This is a genomic window from Vagococcus sp. WN80Y (assembly GCF_059621045.1).
The window spans coordinates 79,266-100,568 of the sequence record NZ_JCAQHY010000168.1; the positions used below are offsets into that span (position 1 = coordinate 79,266).

At 37.6% G+C, this 21,303-nt stretch carries 17 protein-coding genes and 1 other annotated feature; of the genes, 15 read left to right on the forward strand and 2 right to left on the reverse strand.

Annotated elements, in window-relative coordinates:
* Window positions 1-28: 28 nt before the first annotated feature.
* On the reverse strand, window positions 29-1,288 hold the full coding sequence (tyrS, locus tag AC5KOD_RS17075; protein ID WP_496915786.1) for a tyrosine--tRNA ligase: 1,260 nt from the start codon (window positions 1,286-1,288) through the stop codon (window positions 29-31).
* A gap of 58 nt (window positions 1,289-1,346) precedes the next feature.
* Window positions 1,347-1,552, reverse strand: a binding site (T-box leader).
* A 697-nt stretch (window positions 1,553-2,249) separates the two neighbouring features.
* Between tyrS and tyrP the strand changes: the two genes are divergently transcribed.
* The 5 genes from tyrP (at window position 2,250) to AC5KOD_RS17100 (ending at window position 8,166) form a co-directional block, all read left to right on the forward strand.
* Window positions 2,250-3,662, forward strand: a complete 1,413-nt coding sequence (tyrP, locus tag AC5KOD_RS17080) for a tyrosine-tyramine antiporter (protein ID WP_496915787.1) — start codon at window positions 2,250-2,252, stop codon at window positions 3,660-3,662.
* Between the two features lie 24 nt (window positions 3,663-3,686).
* Complete coding sequence (gene tdc / locus AC5KOD_RS17085) at window positions 3,687-5,546, forward strand: tyrosine decarboxylase (protein ID WP_496915788.1); 1,860 nt, start codon at window positions 3,687-3,689, stop codon at window positions 5,544-5,546.
* A 102-nt stretch (window positions 5,547-5,648) separates the two neighbouring features.
* A complete protein-coding gene (gene nhaC, locus AC5KOD_RS17090) occupies window positions 5,649-7,052 on the forward strand; it encodes a Na+/H+ antiporter NhaC (RefSeq protein WP_496915789.1) in 1,404 nt (467 codons plus the stop codon).
* Between the two features lie 155 nt (window positions 7,053-7,207).
* Window positions 7,208-7,546: a YerC/YecD family TrpR-related protein gene (locus tag AC5KOD_RS17095; protein ID WP_496915790.1), complete on the forward strand. Its 339-nt coding sequence runs from the start codon at window positions 7,208-7,210 to the stop codon at window positions 7,544-7,546.
* Between the two features lie 143 nt (window positions 7,547-7,689).
* A complete protein-coding gene (locus tag AC5KOD_RS17100) occupies window positions 7,690-8,166 on the forward strand; it encodes a GNAT family N-acetyltransferase (RefSeq protein ID WP_496915791.1) in 477 nt (158 codons plus the stop codon).
* Between the two features lie 44 nt (window positions 8,167-8,210).
* On the opposite strand, the gene AC5KOD_RS17105 is transcribed toward AC5KOD_RS17100, so the two are convergent.
* Window positions 8,211-9,047 carry a helix-turn-helix domain-containing protein gene (locus tag AC5KOD_RS17105; protein WP_496915792.1) on the reverse strand — a complete coding sequence of 279 codons (837 nt, stop codon included), beginning with the start codon at window positions 9,045-9,047 and terminating at the stop codon, window positions 8,211-8,213.
* A 793-nt stretch (window positions 9,048-9,840) separates the two neighbouring features.
* Between AC5KOD_RS17105 and AC5KOD_RS17110 the strand changes: the two genes are divergently transcribed.
* The 10 genes from AC5KOD_RS17110 to AC5KOD_RS17155 all read left to right on the forward strand — a co-directional run bounded on the left by AC5KOD_RS17110 (window position 9,841) and on the right by AC5KOD_RS17155 (window position 21,303).
* Window positions 9,841-10,578 carry a TraX family protein gene (locus tag AC5KOD_RS17110; RefSeq protein ID WP_496915793.1) on the forward strand — a complete coding sequence of 246 codons (738 nt, stop codon included), beginning with the start codon at window positions 9,841-9,843 and terminating at the stop codon, window positions 10,576-10,578.
* Between the two features lie 325 nt (window positions 10,579-10,903).
* Window positions 10,904-12,634 (forward strand): ABC transporter ATP-binding protein, encoded by a 1,731-nt coding sequence (locus AC5KOD_RS17115; protein ID WP_496915794.1) that lies wholly within the window; start codon window positions 10,904-10,906, stop codon window positions 12,632-12,634.
* 48 nt (window positions 12,635-12,682) lie between these two features.
* Window positions 12,683-14,464 (forward strand): ABC transporter ATP-binding protein, encoded by a 1,782-nt coding sequence (locus AC5KOD_RS17120; protein ID WP_496915795.1) that lies wholly within the window; start codon window positions 12,683-12,685, stop codon window positions 14,462-14,464.
* Between the two features lie 327 nt (window positions 14,465-14,791).
* Window positions 14,792-16,867 carry a BglG family transcription antiterminator gene (locus AC5KOD_RS17125; RefSeq protein WP_496915796.1) on the forward strand — a complete coding sequence of 692 codons (2,076 nt, stop codon included), beginning with the start codon at window positions 14,792-14,794 and terminating at the stop codon, window positions 16,865-16,867.
* Entirely contained in the window at window positions 16,851-17,339 is a 489-nt protein-coding gene (locus AC5KOD_RS17130) for a PTS sugar transporter subunit IIA (RefSeq protein ID WP_496915797.1), read from the forward strand. The genes AC5KOD_RS17125 and AC5KOD_RS17130 overlap by 17 nt, the downstream gene beginning before the upstream one ends.
* Before the next feature lies 1 nt (window position 17,340).
* A complete protein-coding gene (locus AC5KOD_RS17135; RefSeq protein WP_496915798.1) occupies window positions 17,341-17,646 on the forward strand; it encodes a PTS sugar transporter subunit IIB in 306 nt (101 codons plus the stop codon).
* Between the two features lie 29 nt (window positions 17,647-17,675).
* The gene (locus AC5KOD_RS17140; protein WP_496915799.1) at window positions 17,676-19,082 is read left to right on the forward strand and encodes a PTS galactitol transporter subunit IIC; all 1,407 of its coding nucleotides are present in this window, start codon (window positions 17,676-17,678) and stop codon (window positions 19,080-19,082) included.
* 27 nt (window positions 19,083-19,109) lie between these two features.
* Entirely contained in the window at window positions 19,110-20,180 is a 1,071-nt protein-coding gene (locus AC5KOD_RS17145) for a galactitol-1-phosphate 5-dehydrogenase (protein ID WP_496915800.1), read from the forward strand.
* Between the two features lie 5 nt (window positions 20,181-20,185).
* Window positions 20,186-20,881 carry an L-ribulose-5-phosphate 4-epimerase gene (locus AC5KOD_RS17150; protein ID WP_496915801.1) on the forward strand — a complete coding sequence of 232 codons (696 nt, stop codon included), beginning with the start codon at window positions 20,186-20,188 and terminating at the stop codon, window positions 20,879-20,881.
* A gap of 239 nt (window positions 20,882-21,120) precedes the next feature.
* Window positions 21,121-21,303 carry a hypothetical protein gene (locus AC5KOD_RS17155; protein WP_496915802.1) on the forward strand — a complete coding sequence of 61 codons (183 nt, stop codon included), beginning with the start codon at window positions 21,121-21,123 and terminating at the stop codon, window positions 21,301-21,303.

Sequence of the window (21,303 nt, forward strand, 5' to 3'; positions counted from 1 at the left end):
CTTGTTTTTTTGTTCGAGTTCTATTTTTTTAAACCAAGCGAACTAATGTGTAGTTTTTCTTTCCTTTTCGGATGATGATAAACTTACCTTCAAAAGAAGTTTGACGAGTAATAGCTAAGTCTGTACCTGTTACTTTTTCACCATTCAAGGAAATAGCGCCATTTGTTAAATCTTCTCTAGCTTGGCGTTTTGAAGGCTCAATGCCAAGATCAACAAGGAAATCAACGATTGGTTGAGTTTCTTCAGTCCAATCAACAGTTGGCATATTTTGGAAACCAGCTTCGATTTCAGCAGCATTTAAACTAGCAATGTCACCTGAGAAAAGGGCAGCAGTGATTTTTAATGCTTCATCTAATGCAGTTTGTCCATGAACAAACTTAGTCATTTCGCTGGCCAATGTTTTTTGTGCTTCACGTTTGTGAGGCTCAGTAGCTACTTTTTCTGCTAAAGCCTCAATCTCTTCTTGTGTTAAGAAGGTAAAGAATTTTAAGTATTTAACGACATCTCGATCATCTTGGTTTAACCAGAATTGGTAGAACTCAAATGGAGAGGTCTTTTCTGGGTCTAACCAAACAGCACCACCAGCTGTTTTCCCAAATTTGGTTCCGTCTGCTTTCAGCATTAACGGAATTGTTAAACCAAAGGCCTTAGCTTCTGGGCCTTCCTTTTTTCTAATTAAATCTAGACCAGCCGTGATATTTCCCCATTGATCGGCACCACCGATTTGTAAGCGAACGTTATGTTGGCGGAAAAGGTGTAAGTAGTCCATTGACTGTAAAATTTGGTAAGTAAATTCAGTAAATGAAATGCCCGTTTCTAAGCGACTTGATACAATGTCTTTGGCTAACATAGTATTGATATTGAAATTTTTGCCGTAATCTCTCAAAAAATCTAATAAAGTTAGATCTTTTGTCCAACTGTAATTGTTAACCATCGTTAAGTCGTCGTTTGCTTCAAAATCAAATAATTTCTTCATTTGAGCCGTTAAGGCATCCACATTGGCTTGAACTTGCTCCATCGTTTGTAATTGGCGCTCAGATGTCCGACCACTTGGATCGCCGATTGTACCAGTTGCCCCTCCAATTAAAATATGGGGATGGTGTCCAAAGGCTTGGAATCGTTTCATCATCATAAAGGGAATCAAGTGACCGATATGCATACTATCGCCAGTTGGATCGACACCGCAGTATAACGAAATGCTATTATGCTCAACGTAGTCACGAAGCCCTTCTGCGTCTGTTTGTTGGTTAATTGCGTCACGCCATGTTAGTTCATCGATAATATTCATCTTCAACACTCCTTTTAGTTTATATAAAAAAGTCCCGACAATCTGACTGTAGTCAAATTGTCGGGACGAAATTATCCGTGTTACCACCCAAATTGCATATATACCATATGCCACTCTATCATCTGTAACGAAGATGGGACGCTTGCGGTTAAGCAAGTAACTCATGAGTGTAATTCACAGAAGTTGTTTGTACTAGTTTTCACCAACCACTAGTTCTCTAAAAAACAGGGACAATCTGTTACTTCGCTCAATCAACGTTTGTAATTTAAAGCTAGTATATGACAGTCTTTTTTGTTTGTCAACTCTTTTCAGCTACTTCTGTTTTTGAAGAATAGCTAAAATACCCTAGACGAGGGAAGGGCAACTGTGGCAAAAGGTGCCAATTAGCAGTTAGTTGACTCAAAAAATGAAAAGAAATTGTAAAAATTTCATGAGAAAAAAATAAAGCCATTATTAGTAAATTAATAAAGGGAAATTGATAGCACTAAAAAGCGATTGCTTTCACCCATAAGAAAGGCCGAAAATTTTTTCATGGATAATCAGATGTTTTTAATAAGAACGAGAAAAAAATCACAAGCTGGCTGGATTTCATCTTTTATTGCAAGGATAAAAATAACGAACAATAAAAAAATGAAACTATTTAATATACATGTAATAAGCATATTAATACTTTAACGCGTTAAAGCGTTGCAACGGAAAAGAGTTGCATCACGCCTTTTGAATGCTCATTATTTTCTAATAAAACAACAAGTAATCCTTTTGACAAAGCTTTGTTACGGGATTATACTACGGTTGTTCATTTGACTTCACCGATTTTCTATTAACAAAAAACTTCAGGCCTGAAGAGCTGAAAATCAAATGAAGGATATGTATTTTATTTTAGTGAAAATGGATATTTATTCATTTTATCGATGCCGTTAATTTTTAGAAATAGCGTTATTGATCAGAGGAGGAATTTAAAATGGAGAAAAGCAAAAAGCTTTCTTTGTTTGGTTTAATTGGAATCACGATGGCCTTTTTCGGCACCGTCAGAAGCGTCCCAACACTTGCATCAACAGGGTGGACACAAATTGTTTACATGTTAATAGCAGCGTGTATGTTTGCTTTGCCGATTGCCTTAATGTCAGCAGAATTATCAACAACATGGCCGCAAGAAGGGGGCCCTCAAGTTTGGGTTCGTAATGCCCTAGGAGAGAAATGGGGATTTGTTACCTCATGGTTACTCTGGGTACAAATGTTTTTCGGGATGGTCATGGTTGCGTCAACGGTTGGTGTCCTATTAGGATACGTGATTAATAAACCTGATTTAGGAAATAATAGTGTGTTTATCTTTGTATCAATTCTAGTTTCTTACTGGGTAATTACTTTACTAAATTTAAAGTTTGATATGGTAAAAATTGCCGGCGACTGGGGAGCCATCATTGGAGTTTACATTCCATTTTTAGCTCTTGTCATTTTAGGGGTTTGTTATTTTGCAAAAAATGGCATTACCACTACGGGTTATCTAGCCGATTTTTCAGCTAGTAAATTGTTACCTGATTTTAGTCATATAGGTAGTTTACCAACTTTAACAGGGATTATATTTATCTTTGCGGGTGTTGAAATTTCATCCGTTCATGCTAACAACATTGATAATCCAAAACGTAATTATCCAATAGCTGTTATTGTTTCAGTTTTAGTTCTAGTTGTTTTCAATTTAATTGCTGGTTTGAGTGTTGCTAATGCAGTGCCTATGGGACAAATGAACTTGGCGAATATAACTCAACCATTTGTCATTATGACAGAAGATTTAGGGATTCCCTCTATCTTTAACAACATCATTTCATTAATGATTTTAATCGGTGTTTTAGTTCAGCTAAGTGCTTGGGTATTAGGACCAAGTAAATCAATGATTAAAGTAGCAGATGAAGGGAACTTGCCTAAGTTCTTCCAAAAACGGAATAAACGAGACATTCCTATTAACATTGTCTTAGTTCAAGCCGTTGTTATTTCCCTAGTATCATTCTTGTACGTTGTAATTCCAGATGTTAGTGAAGCATTTCTAGTTATTACGATTACTACAACTATTTTGTATTGTATCGTTTACCTGCTCATTTCAATATCTGCGATTCGTTTGCGCTATACAATGCCAGAAGAAGTTCGCCCATTCCGTTTGGGAGCTAAAGGCAATGGCATGATGTGGTTTGTTTCAATCATTGCTATGGTCAGTGTGATTATAACAATTTTAGTCAGCTTGATTCCACCAACCTCAGTGAGTGAAAATCAACATGTAGGTTACGTTATTTATCAAGTAGCAGCTACCGTTATTATGGTGGGGATTGCACTATTAATCAATCGATTCAAGAAACCAAGTTGGAAAAAAATGGAAGATTAATTAACAAAGAAAGAAGAGATCATCATGAGTAATCAAATTATAGATCCAAAAGACACAAATTTAAAAGCTTTATTTTTAGGTGACAAAGGTGAAAACGTCGAAGTATTTAAAGACATTTTAAATAGAATGGTCGATGAGCACGTTGGCTGGCGTCAAAATTATATGCCACAAGATTTACCAGTCATTACACCACAAGATCGTCGTTCAGAAAGCTATCAAGCAACAGTTGATAATATGAATCAAGTATTTAACGTTTTAAGCTCAAAATTACGGACAGATTCATTACCTTGGCACTCAGCTGGTCGTTTCTGGGGTCATATGAACTCTGAAACATTAATGCCTGCAATTATTGCTTATACAACAGCTATGCTTTGGAATGGGAACAATGTGGCATACGAATCATCACCTGCTACATCTAAAATGGAAGAAGAAGTTGGGCTAGAATTAGCCACTTTAATGAGCTATAAAAATGGTTGGGGACATTTAGCGGCAGATGGGTCTATTGCTAATTTGGAAGGCCTTTGGTATGCACGTAATTTCAAATCATTGCCTCTAGCTCTTAGAGAAGTGGTTCCAGAAGCTGTTGAAGGAAAAAGCGAATGGGAATTACTTAATATGTCTACAGCCAACATTCTTGATTTATTAGATCAATACCAAGATCATATGGATGAAATTAAAGAACATTCAGCTCGTGGTGGTAAAGAACTTAAAAAATTAGGTAAATGGATTGTGCCACAAACAAAACATTATTCATGGTTGAAAGCTGCGGATATTATTGGGATTGGGCTTGATCAAGTTATTGCTTGTGATGTTAATCATGAATACCGGATGGATATCGATCATCTTGAACAGACTATCCGTGATTTAGCCAGCCAAGGAATTCCAACCTTGGGGGTAGTTGCTGTTGTCGGCTCAACTGAAGAAGGTCAGATTGACCGTGTGGATCAAATTGTTGCATTGAGAGAAAAATTAATGAAAGAAGGCATTTACTTCTATATTCATGTGGATGCTGCTTATGGCGGATACGCTCGTTCAATCTTTTTGGATGAACAAGATGAGTTTATTGAGTTTGACAAAATTAATGAAGTCTATGCAGCTAACCATATTTTCCAAGGCGAAAACAACTGGCTAACTCCTGAGATTCATGCGTCATTTAAAGCTATTTCTGAATGTGAATCTGTTACGATTGACCCACATAAAATGGGCTACATTCCTTATTCCGCTGGTGGGGTAGTTATTCAAGATGTACGGATGCGTGATGTGATTTCTTACTTTGCTACTTATGTCTTTAAAAAAGGTGCTGACATTCCAGCCTTGTTGGGCGCTTATATTTTAGAAGGATCAAAAGCAGGAGCAACTGCCGCTGCAGTTTGGACTGCTCATAAAGTTTTACCATTAAATGTGACTGGTTTTGGTAAATTAATGGGTGCAAGTATTGAGGGTGCCTTCCACTTTTACGATTTTATCGATGGCAAAGAATTTAAAGTCGGCGATAAAACAATTGTCGCACATGCATTAACTCGCCCTGACTTCAACATGGTTGACTATGTCTTTAATGAAAAAGGCAATACCGACTTAGCTAAGATGAATGAATTGAACGAAGAATTTTATCAATATGCGTCTTATGGTAAAGGCGGAACTTATCACAATGAGTTTATTACCTCTCATACGGACTTTGCAGTTCCAGATTATGGTCATAGCCCATATCCATTTGTTAAAGGGTTAGGATTCTCACGTGAAGAATGGGATAAAGAAGAGAAGGTAACGATCTTACGTGCCTCTGCGATGTCACCATATGCGTATGATAAAGACACATTCGCAGTTTACGCAGATAAAATGACTAGTGCTATTCAAGATAAATTAGAAGCTATTTACGCTGAGTAACAGATAGAAATATCCGTTGATTAACGTTAAGTGTATGGTATTTGCCATACACTTAATGTTTTTATTGTTTTCACCTATTCAACACATTGAGGAGGAATTGTCATGGAAAAAAAGGTTTCAGTTAAGCAAGCCTTATCCATTTTAATTGTATTGTTAACTATTATAGGAATTAGTATCATTGTATTTCATTTAGCGGCACACATCGCATTACTCTTCGCGTTAATTCTTTTGATAGCCTTTGCTGTTTTTAAAGGAGTATCATGGGATGACATTCATCAGGCCTTTATTTCAGGGATATCCCCTGGTCTTATCCCCATTCTTATTTTCATTTTTATTGGCGCACTTATTAGCACGTGGATAGCCTCTGGTACAATCCCAACGCTAATGGTTTACGGCTTTTCATTTCTTTCTCCCACCTACTTTTTACCGATGATTTTTTTGATCTGTGGTCTGGTTGGCGCAGCAGTAGGGAGTTCTTTTACCACGATTTCAACTGTTGGCATTGCTTTTTATGGAATGGGTCAATTACTTGGATTTGAGCCAGCTTGGATAGCGGGAGCCATTGTTTCAGGAGCATTTTTAGGAAATTCTCTATCTCCCTTATCAGATACGGCTAACCTTGCAGCAGCAATTGCGGAGGTTGAGTTATTTGCTCATTTAAAGCAGATGTTAAAAACCGTTCTTCCAGCAGCTTTCGTTTCCGTTATATTTTTCTTGTTATTAGGTAGAGGAGAATCCTCTGCAACAGCGACTCATGAAATGGTCGATATTATTTCATGTTTAAAAGGAAATTTTGCGATTACTCCAGTTGCGCTGTTACCAATCGTCTTGCTGTTTGTTTGCGCTTGGAAGAAGATCCCAGCGATTCCAACATTGTTAGCGAGTATTGTTCTTTCCTTAGGGATTCGTTTTATTTATTATCCAACTACTAGACTCGTGACAATTGGCAAATGGTTACAAGATGGGTACATCGCAACAACAGGTAATCAACAGGTAGATGAATTACTTTCCCGAGGTGGGATTCAAAGTATGATGTGGTCAGTTTCCCTAATTCTTTTGGCCCTTGCTCTTGGCGGACTCTTAGTTCGTTTAGAATTAATTGAGACCTTATTAGGAACGATTCAAGGGTGGATGAATCGACCAGGAAAGCTGGTGCTCCTGACAGCAATCAGTAGTCTAGCGGTCAATTTATTAATTGGCGAACAGTATCTATCCATTATTTTGCCAGGAAAAGCGTACGGAAAATCATTTGATCAGTTAGCTGTGCCGCGGACATATTTATCTCGTACGTTATCTGATGCAGGCTCAACAGTCAATCCACTTGTTCCTTGGAGTGTTAGTGGTGTTTTTATTACGGGAACATTAGGGATTCCAACTAGTCATTATTGGCCTTTCTCAATATTTTGTTATGTCGTTCCATTAATAACAATCCTACTTGGCGTGGCAGCTAACTACCGTTTACCTTATGTAAAACCCACTCAAAAAGCAGAGCTGAAAAAAGTTTAGAAAGTTACATGAAAATAATGGACTTTTCTTCAGTGTTATGTTATTATATGTTCGATTGTAGAGGTTGATTATCTATAACGGATGTTTGCTATCAGCAAATACTGACGGTTGTCCGAGACTGACAAACCTAACAAAGAAAACGAGGAGTGAAGAACGTGAGAATTGAACGTATTAGAGATGAACACACCGATGACTTTTTCCGTGCGATATTAGAATTAGAAAACCTTGATGAATGCTACGCGTATTTCGATGATTTGATGACACTGAAAGAATTGAAAACCTTGATACAACGCTTTAAAGTTGCTCAATATTTATTGGAAAATAAAACCTATCAAGAAATAGAGGCTGAGACACAAGCCAGTACAGCTATTATTTCACGGGTGAAACGCGCTCTTGAAGAAGGCAACCATACCCATGAAATAATAAAAAAACGATTAGTAGAAGAAAAAGAAATTAAAAATCCGATGATTGATAAAGAGGATTCAGTCGAATAGATTACATGAAAAAATGGTAACCGTAAGTGTTGAGCGGTTACCATTTTTTGTTATTTATTTAAAGAATGACGGTCAATTAAACCTGTACAACTAGATTCAGTTGTTCTAAGATTAATAGAAAGAGGGAGACAGGAGGAGAGTGGATGAGATTAAGAAAAATAGAGACAAAGGATAATCACTCAGTAAAAAAGTTGATTCAAGAGTCACTAGAAGGCTTTGATTTAGCGATCCCCGGAACGGCTTATTTTGATCCTCAGCTAGGACACTTGACTGAGTATTATGCGTCACTGCCGGCTAGTGAGTATTGGATAGTAGAAAATTTTGAGGGTGAGCTTGTTGCATGTGGGGGATATGGTCCATTTAGTGGTGATGCCGCAATCTGCGAATTACAAAAATTATATGTCGCTACTTCCGCTCAAGGACAGGGATTGTCAAAATTATTACTGGACACAATCCTAAGAGATGCAAAAAAATATTACCAACAAATCTATTTGGAAACAACAGGTAAGTTAGTTGTTGCCAATCAACTTTATGTGAAGTATGGCTTCAATTTGTTGGCAGAACCTTTACCAGGATCTGAACATGGTATGATGGATACCTTTTATTTGCGGGCGTTATAAGAAAATAGCTCAATCATGTGATGAAACACGTGATTGAGCTATTTTTAGTGACTCTCTTTTTTTATCAATTCTGAGGGAGATTTCCCGTAGTGCTTTTTAAAGAGCTTACTAAAATGATAGGCATCTTGATAACCGACTGTTTCAGCGGCTTCCTTGACGGTGATATTTTGTGTTTCAAGTAGCTGCTTAGCACGGTTTAAGCGCAATTTTATTAAGTAGTTAATGGGAGAATCCCCAGTTTCCTCTTTAAAAACTTTAGAAATATAGGTGGAGCTGATGTACATAGTGTCTGATAAGGTATCAAGACTAATTTCTTCGCTATGATGGTTTTCTAAATAGTAGATGATGTTATTAACTATGGCTTGCTTTTCTTTATCTGTCTCCTTGACGTTTAAAGAAGAGGCTTCAATGTGCTTACTGCTTTCACTTCGTAAAATTAGAACAATAATTTCCATAACAAGGGTTTTAATCATTAAATCATATCCAATACCACGCCTGCTTTTTTCCTCTATCAAACGCCAGCATCGGTTAATAAATTCAGGATGTCGATCTCCTAGATGGATGATAGATGAAGTAAAAGGAAAGTAATCACGTTTGTAGCCTTCAAGGACCACATTTTTGATCCCAATATGAAGCTGATGACTTTGACTGTTTTCAAGTTGAGTATCTTGATGGTAAATACCTGGATTAAATAACATGACTGTACCTGCGTGGGCGGTAAAGGTATGATCTTCTATTGTATATTGAGCTTCGCCTTCTAGAATGACGGAGATTTCAGCGAAAACATGGGCGTGCCTTTTACCAATTTCTGGTTCTTTTCCCCAACAATCAAAGACGTATAATATCTCTGGATTAAAGGTTTTACTATCTATTTGTAGCATTTATTTTTGCTCCTAACACACTTTATTCACTCTTAGTTATTGTACAACATTTTGACTAAAAAAGTATAGGTTGATTGCTTGGTTTTATGCAGTTGTTGGTATAAAAGTGGGCTAGATAATAAAAAAATCATTGGTAAATAATCAGACAAGCAGTGATTACAACTGAACTTTAAGTAGAAATGGTTTTGAGCTGTTAGGAGATTTGTTGAAGAATTGAGGAAGGAGAAACACAAGCTTAGATTTAAGTGAATTATATTTTAAATATCGTTATTTAATTTAAGTGCTTAATTGAGCTGATGTCTGGTTTCAGTTGACAAGAGCGATTAACTGATTATGAAATTAAAGGCTTATTTGACTTTGAATTCTGCTAGTTGTTACGGTTAGAAGCACTGTCAACTGAGTTCCGTTTTTTTGATTGGTTTTTGGATGAAATGTTATTTAATGAGTTGAAATAACTTGCTGCGATAGCTAAATATTACTTAGTTTTTTTATGAAAGGACATGGTGTTACTCAAGTTATTGTTAGTCTATTGGAGACTCCTATTTTCTCATAACTATCACTTTTTGTAAAAGTAGCTAACTCATGCTTTTTTGCTAGTTCATCCCTTTTTTCCAACTGTTAAAGTTGAGACAATCTCAGTTATGTCAGTGTTTGAAGCAAAACAGCTGATAACTGATTGAGCCAAAAGGCATGAGTTAGCCCCCATTTAGACTAATAAAGTAGGGTTAATCGGTCGGAAGTCTGATTGGAAAAAAGGGAAGTTAGGGTTAAACTTAATTTTGGAGGTGATAAAATGGAGAAAAAATTAGACGGTTTTCAGTTAAAATTAATTGCTATTGGTGCAATGCTACTGAATCATATTGGAAGTGTATTTAACCTAGGCGAGAGCTATCCATTAATTTTTTGGTTCACAGAAACGATAGGAAAGCTAACGTTTCCAATTATGGCCTATTTATTAGTTGAGGGGTTTCGTTATACGAGGGATAGAAAGAAATACGCCTCACGCTTGGCTTTGTTTTCGGTATTATCTGTCATTCCTTTTCATCTAGCATTTTATAATAATTGGAAGTTTAGCTTTATTGATCTCTTTAATAATGTCTTATTCACACTATTAATGGGTTTATTAATGATGATTTGCTATGAAAAAACGAAAAGTGTGGTAGCGCACATCTTAATTGTGATTGGCTTTATGTTGGCCACTGTGACCTCAGATTGGAATTTATTTGGGATTTTGATCATCTTTGGCTATTACCGATTGTCGGACCCTAGATGGAAGATCATTCTGCCGCCTTGCTACGTGGCATTTCCAATCTTTGGGATGATGGTAATCGCTAAGTTAGTTAATCCTGCAATGGCTGGCTCATTGGTCAACGGCTCGACTGTTTTAGGGCTGCTATTGACGATTCCTGTGTTACGTCAATATAATGGTCAACGTGGTTATTCCACTGCTTTGGTAAAGTGGGGCTATTATGCCTTTTACCCGGTTCATCTTTTAGTCCTTTATTTAATCAAATTAATGGTGGGTCTGTAATGTTATAAATCACTAAAAAGAGGAATGTGACGAAAAAAATCGGCTAGTTGCACAAGACGTATTGATAGTAAAAAGGTAAGGAGAAAAAGGCGTAATACCAGTCTTTCTCCTTACCTTTTTTGGTTGTAAGAAAAGGAGAAATCTTTAAGTGAATGTGGGGGAAGATAAAAGTAAATATTCTCCATCATTATAAACAAAATACTACATTCTATTCTAATTTGGAATGGCTTACGCTAGTACAAGTAAACAGAAAGATGTTCAGTTAGGAAAGTTAAGAGCAACACTTGTCGTGACCATCTTTACTGATATAAAAGGAGGTTCCTAAATGAATAATTTTCAATGGATTTGGATGTATATCAAGCAAGATTTTAACAAGGTTATTTGGGGTATTATTTTATTAATTGCCAGTTCATTATTAATTATCATTAACCCGTTATTAAGTGGTGTGATTGTTGACGATGTCCTAAATAAAGGAATGACAGATAAGCTTGTACCAATCCTATTGATCATGATTGGCGTGACAGTTGTCAGAACAATTTTACGTTATTTATACCAAATAACGTTCGAGCGAATTGGCCAAAATACTATTTTTGGCATACGAGAAAAGTTGTTTAACAAGTTAACAGAATTAGATTTTGATTTCTTTAACCATACACGAGTTGGCGATATTATGGCTAGAATGACAGGGGATACGGAGGCAATCCGTCACTTTGTTTGTTGGGTAATTTATAACATTATCGAGTGCATATTTTGGTTTGTTTCAGCGGTAATCGTGATGGGCATGATTAATTGGGAGTTAATGTTATGTTTGGTGGCAGTGACCCCACTGATTTTTATTTTGACTCAGAGAATGGCGAAGGAAGCTCACCCAGTTTTCTTTGAAATACGTGAAAGCTTCTCTCGTTTGAATTCGATGGTAGAGGAAAATATTAGTGGTAATCGAGTGGTTAAGGCTTTTTCTAGAGAACCATTTGAAATTGAAAAGTTTAACCAACGGAACGAAGATTATAAAAAGCAAAACATGGATTCAGCAAAAGTTTCGATGAAATACTTACCTTGGTTAGATGGTTTTGCAGGAAGCTTAGGACTGGTTGCATTAGTATTGGGTGGTCTTTTTGTGATTCAGGGACGGATGACAATTGGTGATTTGGTTGCCTTTAATGGCTTTTTGTGGATGTTAAATATGCCGATGCGGATGAGTGGTTGGTTAATTAATGACACACAACGATTTTCTGCGTCATGTATTAAAATCCGTGAAATGTTAAATACCCGCTCAAGTATTGCCGGAAAACGTGGCGAAGACGAGCAGGTGATGAAGGGGTATGTCGAATTTAAAGATGTTAGCTTTCATTTTTCAGATGATCCTGAGAGCTTGGTTTTGTCACAGGTGACATTTAAGGCGGAACCGGGGCAAACAGTCGGGATTCTTGGCGAAACCGGATCGGGTAAGACCACATTAGTGAATTTGATTTCTCGTTTTTATGATCCAACAAGTGGGCAGGTTTTAATCGATGGCATAGATGCACGACAGTGGCCAATACGCAATCTTCGTGAACACATCGCTATGGTGATGCAGGATGTTTTCTTATTTTCTAATACAATTGAAGATAATATTGCCTTTGGTAGTCCCTATGTGGATCAGGGATATATTCGACAGGTAGCTGAAATTGCGGATGCCAATGCTTTTATTGAAGGAATGCCACAAGGATACGATACGATCGTCGGAGAACGTGGTGTTGGTTTGTCAGGAGGCCAAAAGCAGCGGATTTCATTAGCGAGAGCATTAGCTAAAGACCCATCAATCTTGATTTTAGATGACACAACATCGGCTGTGGATATGGAGACGGAGTCAAAAATTCAAAATGAATTAGGCAAGATTACCCATGAGAAAACAACCTTTATTATAGCTCATCGTATTTCGTCTGTGAGAGAAGCTGATTTAATTCTTGTTTTGGAAAAGGGCGTTGTAGTTGAGCAGGGAACTCATCAGGAATTAGTGGCTAAGCATGGCGAGTATTATTCAATTTATCAAAAACAATTAGGTGAAGAGGGATAGACACATAGTTGGTCTATGTCTAAATGAGTTACCAAAGGAGGAAATCTAATGGCTAGAAATACCTTTGATCAGGATGAAGAACTGTCTCAGGAATTTAATTGGACCTATTATAAACGGATGGGCGCGTATATTTTGCCCTATAAAAAGCCGTTAGTTAAGACCCTAATCGTGATTATTATTGCCAATTTGGCGGGGATGCTAGGGCCATATTTTACTAAGGTCGCGATTGATGAGGTCATTCCTAACGGAGATTACAAATTATTAGCCGTTCTTGGCGTGATTTTCTTGCTGTCCCTTGTTGTGATTGGATACAGCATGCGTTATCGGATTCATTCGATTACAGAAGTAGGGCAAGATGTCTTAAAGGATATGCGTTCAGCTATCTTTGAGCATTTACAAAAGTTGCCCTTTTCATATTTTGATAATCGACCTCATGGCAAAATTTTAATCCGAGTGGTTAATTATATTAACACACTAAGCGATTTATTAAGTAACGGTTTGATTAACCTAATTTCAGATATTTTTAGTGTGGTTATTACACTTGTTGTGATGATGATGATTGATTTTAACTTAACCTTGTACAGTTTGTTGCTATTACCCATCTTGTTTATTCTGGTAATGCTTATCAAAAAGGCGCAGCGCAAGGCCTATCAAGAGTTGAGTAATAAACAGTCTAATATGAATGCTTATATTCACGAAAGTATATCTGGGATAAAGGTGACTCAGTCCTTTGCGCGAGAAGAAGAGAGCTATCAGACATTTATTGATATTAGCAACGATTATCGTACCTCATATATGAAGGCAGTGAAGGTTCAATTTTTATTGTGGCCAGGGGTGCAGAATATTTCTGTGATTACCACTTGTTTGATCTATTTTGTGGGCATTAGAGGGATAGGCGTGGATGTGACGACAGGGACGTTGATTGCTTTTATCGGCTACATTAATAATTTTTGGAATCCAGTGATTAATATTGGTAATTTTTATAACTCACTCATTACGGCAACGGCCTATCTGGAGCGAATCTTTGAAACAATGGATGTGGAACCAGATATTAAAGATAAGCCTGAGGCGATTTTGATGCCACCGATTAAAGGTCAAGTAGAGTTTGATAAGGTTGTTTTCCGTTATGAGGAAGGCCGAAATATTTTGGATGGTCTTAGCTTTAACGTTAAGCAAGGGGAGAGCATCGCTTTAGTGGGGCCTACTGGCGCAGGTAAAACGACGGTTATCAATTTGTTGAGTCGTTTTTATGATGTCAATGAAGGCAGTGTTAAAGTCGATGGGATCGATGTTCGTGATGTGACTCTTGAATCTTTACGGTCTCAGATGGGGGTAATGTTACAGGATACCTTTGTTTTTTCAGGAACAATCATTGAGAATATTCGGTATGGAAAGCTAGAGGCAACGGAAGAAGAAGTGATAGCCGCTTCTAAGATTGTTCGTGCCCATGATTTTATTAGCGAGTTGAAGGACGGATATCACACGGTGGTAGAAGAACGAGGCAGTACTCTTTCTGCTGGTCAGCGTCAGTTGATTTCATTTGCAAGAGCCTTGTTGGCAGATCCTAAAATTTTAATTTTAGATGAGGCCACATCAAGTATCGACACAAAAACGGAAGAACTGCTACAAGTTGGTTTACAGGAGCTATTAAAGGGACGAACTTCCTTTATTATTGCTCACCGTCTGTCAACGATTAAGAATAGTGACCGAATTTTCTATATTGATCGTGGGCAAGTGGTAGAGGCCGGAACTCACGATGAGTTAATGGCCGAACGCGGCCTATATCATCATCTATATCAGTCACAGTATGATTTATTGAAAGTAGATTAGAGGATTGAATTTGAACAGTTAAGCAGCGAGAAGCGTCTCTTTTCGTTGCTTTTTTGCGTGCAAAAGTTTTTGAATAAGTTATATTAGTTGTTATTTTATTTGAAGGATTAGTTAATTTGGCAATAATGTAATTATCAGCGAATGATATGAAATGAAGTCTTTCGTTTATGAGCGACCCTATTAAGTCATGGCAAAATAGCTGCCCATTTGTGAAATGATAAAGGGATAGTCTGATTTTTGTTAGTAAATTAGAAAAAAGTTACACAAAAACGATTATTTACAATCTAACAAGCTCACATATAATGGAGGTAGAAGGAGGAAATAACCTTGGATAAACGGAGTATCAGTATACTATACGAAATTGTTTTAAGTCCTAGAATCACAGAGAAAGTGTTATTAAAAAAGTTTGAAATTTCCAAAAGGCAACTCGATTATAGTATTACCAAAATAAATAATTGGCTAGCAGAAAATAACCAAGTACTCTTAAAAAAGAAAAATAAAGAGTATGAGGTTGACAAACGAGTCTTACAAGTTATGGATAATCAGCTAGATTTGAGTATAGAGTATGTTTTATCCACTAAAGAACGCATGGTCATTATTATCTTGTTGATATTATCTAGAAAGGAAATGGTGACGCTACCAGTTTTGACTGAAGGCTTACTTGTGTCAAAAAATACGATTTTAAAAGACTTGATTGAAACAAAGGAACTACTTAAGCGCTATAGTTTGTCACTGGAGTATATTCGGCATAAGGGGTATGTCATTCAAGGCGCGGAATGGGATAAACGGCTAGTGGTCATGGAATTGATTCAGCAATTAAGCTCAAATCTCAAAGGATTGGCCTTAATTAAGTCACATCTAGAAATAAGTCAAGCAGAGGTTGAAAAAATTAGGCACAATTTAATTGGCTCGGAAAAAGTAATAGGATTGAATTTTACAGATCAAACTCTAGCGACATTACCACTTATTGTGGCCTTTATTTTGAGACGAATTGAAAGTGGTAAACTCATTGATGTGGATTTTCATCTCCAATCAGATGAGTTGTCTGATACTAGAGAATATCAGGTTGCAAAGTTTTTACTTAAGCAAAAGTTTGATGAAATCGTGATTTCGGAAAAAATTTATTTAACGCTGCATCTATTATCCTCACAATCGCAAAATAGGGAACCGATTGGAAATTGTTTAGTTCCACAGTTAACAGATTCAATGAAAGCGTTTGTGAAGTTGTTTGAATGTCAGTCGGCCATCATTATTCATGAAAAAGAGCAGTTACTTCAAAAATTGTTGGAGCATTTTATTCCAGCCTATTATCGAATTAAGTATCAGTTGACAACTACTTATCAATTTAAGCAAACGATCATTAGCGATTTTCAGCATATCTTTTTGATGGTAAAAAAATCGACACAACCACTTGTCGATTTTTTAGGAAGGATGATTCCAGAGACGGAATTAATTTTCTTATCCTTGATATTAGGTGGGCATATCCTTGGTGAAACGGTCGAGTTTAAAGATGATGCAACAATTAAGGCAGTGGTAGTGTGTCCGAATGGCGTCACGATGTCTCAACTTATCGAATTTGAACTGACACGTTTATTTCCAGAATTTTCATTTTCTTCTGCAATATCGGTTAGAAATTTCTATGAAACACCACAGACTTTCGATGTCATTTTTAGTACGGTCCCTTTGGAAAGTGAGGAACCATTATATCTTGTTAACAGTCCGATGGAAGTAGAAGAAAAACAACAGTTGCGTGAGCAATTAGAGTATTTCATTCAACCTGCTGTTGATAGAAGTGATATTGAACAATTTTTAGCGGTGATTAAAAAGCACGCAGTTGTGCAAAATGAATCTAAACTACGAATAGATATTGGCAATATGTTGCTAGGACAAGAGAATCTAGAGGAAGAGCTCCCTCAAACACTTACCGAGCTTCTATCTGGAGGGCGGATTCAAGTAGTTGATAGTGTTGCGGACTGGGAAGAAGCGATAGAACTGGCGACAAGCCCACTTGTCAATCAGGGTGCTGTCACAATGGGATATTTGACTGAATTAAAGAAGCAAATTGAGACACTCTTAGAATATGCAGTTTTGTATAAGCGTCTCGCACTTCCTCACCTTGGCCCTCATGATGGAGTCAATCAGCTTGCGATGAGCTTACTTATTATCAAGCAAGGCATTGATTCACCTAGTGGACAACGGCTTAGAATGGTATTAGTCGTGGCACCTATTGATAAAGAGAGCCACTTAAAGGGGTTACTGGAGCTGTCAGATATTGTTCAGGATGATGGGGTGTATGAGCAGTTAGTGAACGCTAGATCGAGTGAAGATGCAACAGAGATTATGGGTCGGTATCAACAAAAACAACGAGATGAAGGGATTTTGAACGGTGAGCAAAACGGTTAATGTATTAGAGAAATTATTCAAAAAAGAGCTAATCTTTATTGAGGTACCTTATAAGGAATTAGGCGAGGCAGTGCACTCAGCTGGAAGCAAGATGCAGCAATTAAATATGGTGAAGGCGACATTTGCTGACGCGGTGATGACTCGCGAGGAAAGCTTACCAACAGGGTTAAAATTAGGCGATTATGTCGTGGCAATACCGCATACGGATGGGACTCATGTCAATCAATCGGCGGTGTCAATCTTGGTTTTTAAGGAGCCTATTAGTGTTCGTTCAATGATTGATCCTTTAGAAATTTTATCAACTAAATTAGTTTTTTTATTGGCAGTTAGAGAACCGAATGGCCAAGTAGAAGTGCTAAAAGAGCTGATGAACCTTTTTAGAAATGTTGAGATTTTACAGAAAATAGAACAAGCAAAAGAGCCAGCAGAGGTTCTCAACTTAATTAATCAAACAATGGAAAGTAGGAATTAACATGAAACAATTTAATGTATTATCAGTTTGTGGATCAGGTACAGTGACCTCATCTATGGTTGCAGGAAGCTTAAAGGAGACGATGGCAGAAAAAGGAATTGGCGTTACAACGACAGAGTCTAGACCAACTGAAGCTCTTCAGTTAGCACAAGGAGGTCGTTTTGATTTTATTATCCACACGAGCCCAATCCCTGAGGGAGACTATGGTGTACCAATCGTAAATGCAACTGGTTTACTGACGGGCTTTGGTGAAGAAGAGTTTTATGAAGAGGTATTGGCAGTTATTGCAAAGTTGGAGAAAGAGTAATTAATCAGTCACAATAAGGAGGTCAGCAAATGTTAGAGGTATTAAAAAGCATTTTTGATACGTTTGGTGCAGCAATATTTGTACCAATTATGTTGTTTTTCGTTGCTAAAGCGTTAAAGGTTAAAACAGGAAAAGCCTTTTCGGGTGCGCTATATGCGGGAGTTGGATTGACAGGGTTTACCTTAATATTAAATTCGTACACGCCGATAATTTCAAAGGTTGTCCAAAAAATGATCGATCAAACTGGGATTGACTTACCAGTATTTGATGTTGGATGGCAAGCGACGTCAATTGTTGCCTATGCCACAGATATCGGCATGATTTATATTGTCATTGCAATTGCGTTACAAACGGGTTTGTTTTTCTTGAAGATGACCGATGTTTTCCAACCCTCTGATTTATGGAATAACTATTCTTACATGGTTTGGGGATCAATGGTCTATTTAGGAACTGGCAGTTTGTGGCTAGGGTTAGGGATTATGATTTTACTAAATTTATACAGCTTGTTATTGTCAGATTTATTGGCACGGAGATGGTCAACTTATTATAATTATCCGCGAAGCACGATTATTGCGATGCATAATATTGAACCGACTATTTTTGGTATTTTAGTTGACCCAATATGGAATAAATTGGGGTTACATAAAATTAAAGTGAACCCACAGGTCCTACAAAAGAAATTAGGATTCTTGGGAGAACCGATTTCGTTAGGGCTGTTTTTGGGACTGTTTTTAGGTGTGTTAGGTAATTTTACTCAATTAACGAGTCTAGAAGCTTGGGGAGAAATTGCCAATGTTGCTATTTCCACATCAGCTGTTATGGCTATTTTTCCACGAATTGCGGGGATTTTTGCGCAAGCTTTCGCGCCAATTTCACAGGCTGCTAGTAAATCAGCACGTAGTAGTGGTCAGAATGACGAACGAGAATGGTATCTTGGTGTTAACGATGCCACAGGTTATGGTGAACCAGCAACTTTGATTTCAGGCATTATTTTAATTCCAATTATGGTTGGTTTGGCGATGGTTTTACCTGGCAATAAAACCCTACCAGTCGTTGATTTATTAGCTTTGCCTTATATGGTCCAGGGATTGATAGCGACTTCTAAGGGAAATATTGTCAAAACTATTATTAATGGGGCGATTTGGTTTAGCTTAGGTTTATACATGTGTACTATGACAGCGCCGATCTTTACGGAAACAGCGGCCTCTGTTGGGATTACTTTACCTGCAGGAGCCTTGATGATTACGAGTTTTAACATTTTAGGAAAACCGTTGTTTGGCCTGATTTTTCTAGCTTTCTTAAGCCAAAGTTCATTATGGATTAGCTTAACTATTTTAGTTTATGTTATTGCCTATCTCATTTGGCGTCGTAATAAAGAAGGAATTCGGACGTATTTGGATGTTCAAGCAGAAAAAAATTCAACAACTGTTGAGTGAGAAAACAACGGAAGGAATTGTTAGTTAATGAGTAAAATGTTTGCAAGTGTGTTGTATGGTGCAAGGGATGTTCGTTTTGAAAAGGTTGATAAACCTAAAGTCAAGCCATACGAGGTACTAATTAAAGTGGCTTATACTGGGATTTGTGGATCGGATCTACCAAGAACTCAGGTTGAGGACGGGGCACGCCATTATCCCCTGATTATCGGCCATGAATTTAGTGGAACAGTTGTTGAAATTGGTGAAGAGGTGACACTCTCAAGTATAGGCGATCGAGTCTGTGTGGCGCCATTAATTCCTGATGAACAGTCTTTGTATACCAAAGAAGGATTTTATGGCTTAAGTGATAATTATACGATTATTGGGACAGGTTGTGATGGCGGGATGGCAGAGTATGTCGCGGTTCCAGAGAGACATGTGATTAAAATCCCCGCAGAAATGAGTCTTCTGGACGCTGCGGGTGTAGAGCCAGCAGCAATTGCGTTTCATGCTCTTCGTCTATCTAAAATTGAAGTGGGAGATACTGTAGCGGTATTAGGTTGCGGAGCAATTGGTCAGTTTGCTATCCAGTGTGCCAAAATCTTTGGTGCGAGTAAGATTATTGCCGTTGACATTTTTGATGATAAATTGGCATTAGCTAAAGAACTAGGCGCAACCGCGTCAATAAATAGTAAAAATGATGACTTGATGAAACGGATGACAGAAGAAGTGTCTTTGGGAGTCAATGTAGTAATTGAAACGGCTGGCAGTCGTATTACTCAAGAACAAGCGATTAATCTCGTTCGAAAAAAAGGTCACATTATTTTTGTTGGACTGTCACACGATCATTTACCACTATCAGCTGAATCAACTGAGAAAATTTTAAGAGGGGAACTGAGTATTACAGGCTCGTGGAATTCTTACACGGCTCCTTATCCGGGAAGAGATTGGGAGGGAACACTACATTTTATGGAGCAAAATGAGATCGTCTTTGAACCGATGATTTCTCACTATATTGGGTTATCTGAGGTTGGGACCTATCTGAAAGAGATGTACGATAAGAGTTTACCTTTTAACAAGGTGGTCGTTGACATTCAGTCAGAAAAAATAGGAGGTTGATAGAAGTGTTAAAAGACTTGCGAGAAGAAGTTTATGTAGCCAATATGGAATTACCGAAACAAGGTCTAGTAAAGTATACATGGGGAAATGCAAGTGGTTTTGATCCAGAGTTACAATTATTTGTGATAAAACCGAGTGGCGTTTCATATGAGAAGTTGACGCCAAACGATCTAATTGTTGTTGATCTTAATGGGAAAACAATTGAAGGGTCACTACGTCCGTCATCAGATACAATGACTCACGCCGTTATCTATCGTCATTTTCAAGGTATTAATGGCGTGGTTCATACTCACTCGCCATGGGCAACTATCTGGGCGCAAGCGGGACAAGAGGTTTCAGCTATGGGCACCACTCATGCCGATCACTTTTATGGCACGATTCCTTGTACGCGCTTTTTGACAAAAGAGGAGATTGATCGAGGATATGAGGAAGAAACAGGCAATCTGATTGTAGAGACGTTTAAAGAAAAGCAACTTCAACCAAATGAAATTCCCGGTATCTTACTTCATGGTCATGCCTCATTTACATGGGGAAAGACAGTTGGTGAAGCAGTTGCTAATAATGTTGTTTTGGATGAAATTTGTAAAATGAATCTATTGGCTCGCGTGATCAATCCAAATGCCCCGTTCCTACCACAAGAAATTCTTGATAAGCATTATTTACGAAAACATGGAAAAAATGCTTATTACGGACAATCTTAAGATTGTGATTTAATAAATAAAAGTTTGAGTCAGTGATGGAAGCTGAGACATAAAGTCGTTTTGCTCCGAGCACTACGTAAACTTCGATACCTTAACACTTGTAACTTTAGTTGCTTAGAAGGTTAGGACAACGAAGCGTAGCGTAGTAAAACGTAGTGACCAGACTTTTGGAACGCGTTTGTCCCACCTTCTCACTGATTATTTAGTGGGTGAGTGATAGCTTAGAGGGAGGAAATAAAATGGTTCAAGAGATGCTTGTTTTAGTTGCTGCTGGTTTATTTATGAAAGTATTTTTTGAGAGTGCGAAAAGAATTAAAGTATCGGCAACAGATAATAATCAACGTAAAAAATGGCTGAGCGCAGCTGTTCATGTTGGGTTGGGCATTTTGTTTATTCTTGTTGCGCGGTTTTATGTCATGTAA